At 71.9% G+C, this 4,962-nt stretch carries 4 protein-coding genes; all 4 read right to left on the bottom strand.

Annotation, left to right across the window (positions count from 1 at the left end):
• Window positions 1-134: 134 nt before the first annotated feature.
• Window positions 135-878, bottom strand: a complete 744-nt coding sequence (locus AB0P06_RS36540) for a DUF3159 domain-containing protein (protein WP_363615271.1) — start codon at window positions 876-878, stop codon at window positions 135-137.
• A gap of 2 nt (window positions 879-880) precedes the next feature.
• Window positions 881-1,288, bottom strand: a complete 408-nt coding sequence (locus AB0P06_RS36535) for an OB-fold nucleic acid binding domain-containing protein (RefSeq protein ID WP_363615269.1) — start codon at window positions 1,286-1,288, stop codon at window positions 881-883.
• A 65-nt stretch (window positions 1,289-1,353) separates the two neighbouring features.
• Window positions 1,354-2,034 carry a response regulator gene (locus tag AB0P06_RS36530; RefSeq protein WP_363615267.1) on the bottom strand — a complete coding sequence of 227 codons (681 nt, stop codon included), beginning with the start codon at window positions 2,032-2,034 and terminating at the stop codon, window positions 1,354-1,356.
• A 46-nt stretch (window positions 2,035-2,080) separates the two neighbouring features.
• A complete protein-coding gene (locus tag AB0P06_RS36525) occupies window positions 2,081-4,687 on the bottom strand; it encodes a sensor histidine kinase KdpD (RefSeq protein ID WP_363615265.1) in 2,607 nt (868 codons plus the stop codon).
• Window positions 4,688-4,962: the final 275 nt, after the last annotated feature.

Below are 4,962 nucleotides of genomic sequence, written 5' to 3'. Positions count from 1 at the left end.
CAAGACGCTCGGCTGGAATACCCCAGCCGAGCGTCTACGTGATCTACTCACCACCTAAAACCAAGTGGTGTTGCGACGACCCCTTGAACCCAAGGTGAGTGCGGGCCCTCTCGCGTGGCCTGGTCGGACACGCCCTACGGCCGGTCGGCCTCTTCGGCCGGCTCGTCGTCCAGCTGCGCCTTGATCGGCGGCGGCGCCTTCAGCAGGATCTGCCAGGTGACGTACATCGCCAGCAGCATCGGCGGGATGCCCAGGGCGACCTTCAGCCAGCCGAGCAGGTTGACGTTGTGGGAGAAGTACAGCGGGAAGAGGATCAGCGGCTTGATGCCCATGATCACCACCCAGGCCCAGGTGGCCTTGGTGTAGGCGGCCAGCCGGCCCGGATTCTCCTTGCGCCAGGTGAACATCTCCCCGGTGATCGGGCCCAGCATCACGCCGATCAGCGGCCAGCGGACCAGGGCCGAGACGGCGAAGCCGAGGCAGTAGCCGACGTTCCAGAGCAGGCCCGGCAGATAGAAGTCCTCGGCCTTGCCGGTCTTCATCGAGATCCAGACGCCGAGGCCGACCCCGAACACCCCGCTGAAGGCGTGCTGGACGGTTTCCCGCCTGGCGAGCCTGGTCACCACGAACAGCGCGCAGAGGCCGAGCGCCGCCCAGCCGGCCGGCGCCACCTCGTGGGTGATGTTGTAGGTGACGATGAAGACCAGGCCGGGCAGGGTCATGTCGATCATGCCGCGCACGCCGCCGAAGGCCTGCATCACGGTGTCGGCGGCCTCCTTGGAGGCGGCGGCCCGCCGGGCCGCCTCGTTCTCGGCGGCGTCGTTGATCCCGGCCAGGTCGAGCTGGGCGGCGGACTCGCCGCCGGGCTGGTTGCTCACGCTCATTCGCTCCCGTGTCCGACCGGACGCAGCTCATAGCGGGGGTTGAACAGCACGCGGCGCCCGCGTGCCAGGCTGATCCGGCCGCTGGCAACCAGCCGGCGGCCGGGCTCTATGCCCGCGATGGAGCGGCGGCCGAGCCAGACCACGTCCAACGCCTCGGTGCCGTCGAAGAGTTCGGCCTCCAGCGCGGGCACGCCGGCCCGCGGGCGGAGGGTCACGGTCCGCAGGGTGCCTGCCACGGTGACCACTTCACGGTCTCCGCAGCGGGCGATCGGGGTGCAGCCCGACTCCGCCGCGCTCTCCTGGCGCAACTCCTCGGCCTGCAGCTCCTCGGTGGAGGAGGTCAGCCGGCTGAGCATGCGGCGGAAGCGGCCCTGCGGCTGGTCGCTGCTGATGTCACCACTCATGCCGGAAGGGTACCGGTTTCGGGGGCCCCGAGGGCAGGCCGCGATATCGGGGCAGTGCCCGGGGCTCACCCCTCGAAGCGGTAGCCCATGCCCGGCTCGGTGATGAAGTGCCGCGGGTGCGAGGGGTCACGTTCCAGCTTGCGCCGCAGCTGGGCGAGGTAGACCCGCAGGTAGTTGGTCTCGGTGCGGTAGGCCGGGCCCCAGACCTCCTGGAGCAGCTGGGTCTGGCTGACCAGTCGGCCTGCGTTGCGGACCAGTACCTCCAACAGATGCCATTCGGTCGGGGTGAGGCGGACGTCGGTGCCGTCCCGGTTGACCTTCTTCGCCGCGAGGTCGACGGTGAAGCTGTCGGTGACCACCAGCGAGTCGTCCTCCCCGGCCACCGGCTCGGCCCGGCGGACGGCGGCGCGCATCCGGGCGAGCAGCTCGTCCATGCCGAACGGCTTGGTCACGTAGTCGTCCGCGCCGGCGTCCAGCGCCTCGACCTTCTCGTCGGAGGCGTGCCGGGCCGAGAGCACGATGATCGGCACCCTGGTCCAGCCGCGCAGGCCCTTGATCACCTCGACGCCGTCCATGTCGGGCAGACCGAGGTCGAGGACGACGACGTCGGGGTGCCGGGCGGCGGCCAGCTCCAGCGCGCTCGCGCCGTCGTGGGCCGCGTCGACCTCGTACTTGCGGGCCTTGAGGTTGATCACCAGCGCGCGGACGATCTGCGGTTCGTCGTCCACGACGAGGACCCGGGTCATACGGGCTCCGCCTTTCACAGCTGTCGGAAGGGAAGGTCTGACGTGGTCATACACGGGACGGGCTGGTCGCCGCCTCGGGCGGGGCCGCGTCGGGCGGCCCGCTCTCGTCCGGCTCCGGCGGGCGGTCGGCGGCGGGCAGGGTGACCACCATCGTCAGGCCCCCGCCGGGGGTGTCCTCCGCGGTGACGGTACCGTCCATGGCCTCGACGAAGCCGCGCGCCACCGCGAGCCCCAGGCCCACTCCGGCGCCGCGCGGGGCGTCCCCGTACCGCTGGAACGGCGCGAAGATCCGTTCCTTGGCGTCCTCGGGCACCCCCGGGCCGCGGTCGACGATCCGCAGCTCGACCCGGCCGGGGCCGCCCACCGGGTGCAGGGCGTCGGCCTTGACCAGCACCTTGACGCCGTCCGGGCTGTACTTGACGGCGTTCTCGACCAGGTTGGCGAGCGAGCGTTCCAGCAGCCCGCCGTCGGCCCGGATCATCGGCAGGGTCTCCGGGACGTCCAGCCGCACGGAGTCCGGCGGCACGCCGCCGAGCGCGAACGGCACCACCTCGTCCAGGTCGGTCTCCTGGATCAGCGGGGTGACGGTGCCGGTCTGCAGCCGGCTCATGTCGAGCAGGTTGTTGATCAGATGGTCGAGCCGGTCGGCGCCGGCCTCTATGCCGGCCAGCAGCTCCGCCTCGTCCTGCTCGTCCCATTCGACGTCCGCCGAGCGGAGCGAGCTGACCGAGGCCTTGATGCTCGCCAGCGGGGTTCGCAGGTCGTGCGAGACGGCGGCGAGCAGCGCGGTGCGGATCCGGTTCCCCTCCGCCTCCCGGCGGGCGGCGACGGCCTCCCCGGCCAGTCGGCGGCGCTCCAGCAGCACCGCGGCCTGGGCGGCGAAGGCGCCGAGCAGTCGGCGGTCCTCGGCGGGCAGCACCCGGCCGCGCAGGACCAGGGCCAGGGTGTCACCGACCGGCACGTCCACGTCGGCGGCCTCGGGACGCCCCGGCGGGTGCGGGCCGGCCGTCGCGACCGCCTGCCACGGGCCGAGCGGGTCCGGCCGTTCCAGCAGCGCGGCGGAGTCCTGCTGAAAGGTCTCCCTGACCTGCTCCAGCAGCGCCGTCAGCACACCCTCCCCGCTCGGCGCGCCACGCAGCACGGTGCCCGCCAGCGCGCTGAGCGTCTGCGCCTCGGTCTGGCTGCGGGCCGCCTGATGGGTGCGCCGGGCGGCCAGGTCCACCACGGAGGCGACCGCGATGCCGACGGTGGTGAATATCGCCACCGCGATGATGTTCTGCGGCTCGGAGATGGTGAAGGTGTGAATCGGCGGCGCGAAGTAGTAGTTCAGCGCCGAGGAGCCGACCAGGGCGGAGGCGATCGCCGGGAACAGCCCGCCGACCAGCGCCGCGCAGACCGTCAGCGACAGGAACAGCAGCATGTCGGTGGAGAGGCCGAGTCCGTTGGTGTGGGTGAGCAGCAGCGCCAGCAGCGGCGGCCCGCCCACCCCGATCAGCCAGCCGGTGACGGTCCGCGGACGGCCCAGGTCGGTGACCCGGCGGGTCGGGAGCCGGCCGCGCCCCTTGGCGGCGTGCTCGTGGGTGACGATGTGCACGTCGATGTCGCCGGAGTCCCGGGTCACGGTGGTGCCCACGCCCGGACCGTAGATGTACTGCCAGGCCGGCCGGCGGCTGGTGCCCAGCACGATCTGGGTGGCGTTGACGCCCCGGGCGAAGTCCAGCAGCCCGGCCGCCGGATCGTCGCCCAGCACCGCGTGGAAGCTGCCGCCCAGGCTCTCCACCAGCGCCCGCTGTTCGATCAGTGCCTGCGGCGAGCCGGAACCGGAGCCGACCAGGCCGTCCGAGCGGGAGATGTGGACGGCCAGCAGCTCGCCGCCGGAGCCGCGCGCGGCGATCCGGGCCGCCCTGCGGATCAGCGTCGCGCCCTCCGGCCCGCCGGTGAGGCCGACCACGATGCGCTCACGGGCCTGCCAGGTACCTTCGATGCCCTGCTCGGCCCGGTACTTCTGCAGGTACTCGTCGACCCGGTCCGCGGTCCACAGCAGCGCCAGCTCGCGCAGCGCGGTCAGGTTCCCCGGGCGGAAGTAGTTGGCCAGGGCGGCGTCGATCTTCTCCGGCGCGTACACGTTGCCGTGTGCGAGGCGGCGGCGGAGCGCCTGCGGTGACATGTCGACCAGTTCGATCTGGTCGGCCCGCCGGACCACCTCGTCCGGGACGGTCTCCCGCTGCCGTACCCCGGTGATGCCCTCGACCACGTCGCCGAGCGACTCCAGGTGCTGGATGTTCACGGTCGAGATCACGTCGATCCCGGCCGCCAGCAGTTCCTCGACGTCCTGCCAGCGCTTGTCGTTGCGGCAGCCGGGGACGTTGGTGTGCGCCAGCTCGTCCACCAGCGCCACCTGTGGGCGGCGGGCCAGCACGGCGTCCAGGTCCATATCGGTGAACGCGGCGCCCCGATGGACCAGCTCGCGGCGCGGCACCACCTCCAGGCCGGCCACCAGCGCCGCCGTGTACCGCCGCCCGTGGTCCTCGACGAACCCCACCACGACGTCCGTGCCACGCTCCAGTCGCCGGTGCGCTTCGGCGAGCATGGCGTACGTCTTGCCGACCCCGGGGGCCGCCCCGAGGTAGATGCGCAGCCTGCCTCGTCCCATGAGCACCATTCTTGATCCGGCCCGGCCCGGGGGCCACCCCCGGACACCTGTTCCCCTCCCCTTCGAGACTACGGCGTGGGAGGCGATTTTCCGCTGATCAGGGCGCTGATCAGGCGGTTTTAGCGGCATATTGACGGCGGAGCGGCGCGCCGGGGTGCCCTGTCCGAGCAGCCGTCGCGACCGTGCCCTGCGCGTGATGCCGTAAATACACAGCAATACACGGCCGTAAACGCAGAGAACCCCCACCCGGAATCGGGTGGGGGTTCTCTGGAATA

Origin of the sequence: Kitasatospora sp. NPDC088351 (assembly GCF_040685575.1) — a bacterium.
In the GTDB taxonomy this organism is placed as follows: Bacteria; Actinomycetota; Actinomycetes; order Streptomycetales; family Streptomycetaceae; genus Kitasatospora.
The sequence above is the reverse complement of the archived record's forward strand: the minus strand, read 5'-3'. Positions and strand labels throughout refer to the sequence as shown.

Bases quoted from the DNA above. Each gene is read 5' to 3' on its own strand.
- AB0P06_RS36535 (WP_363615269.1), bottom strand. From the start codon at position 1,288: ATGAGTGGTGACATCAGCAGCGACCAGCCGCAGGGCCGCTTCCGCCGC.
- AB0P06_RS36530 (WP_363615267.1), bottom strand. From the start codon at position 2,034: ATGACCCGGGTCCTCGTCGTGGACGACGAACCGCAGATCGTCCGCGCG.
- AB0P06_RS36525 (WP_363615265.1), bottom strand. From the start codon at position 4,687: ATGGGACGAGGCAGGCTGCGCATCTACCTCGGGGCGGCCCCCGGGGTC.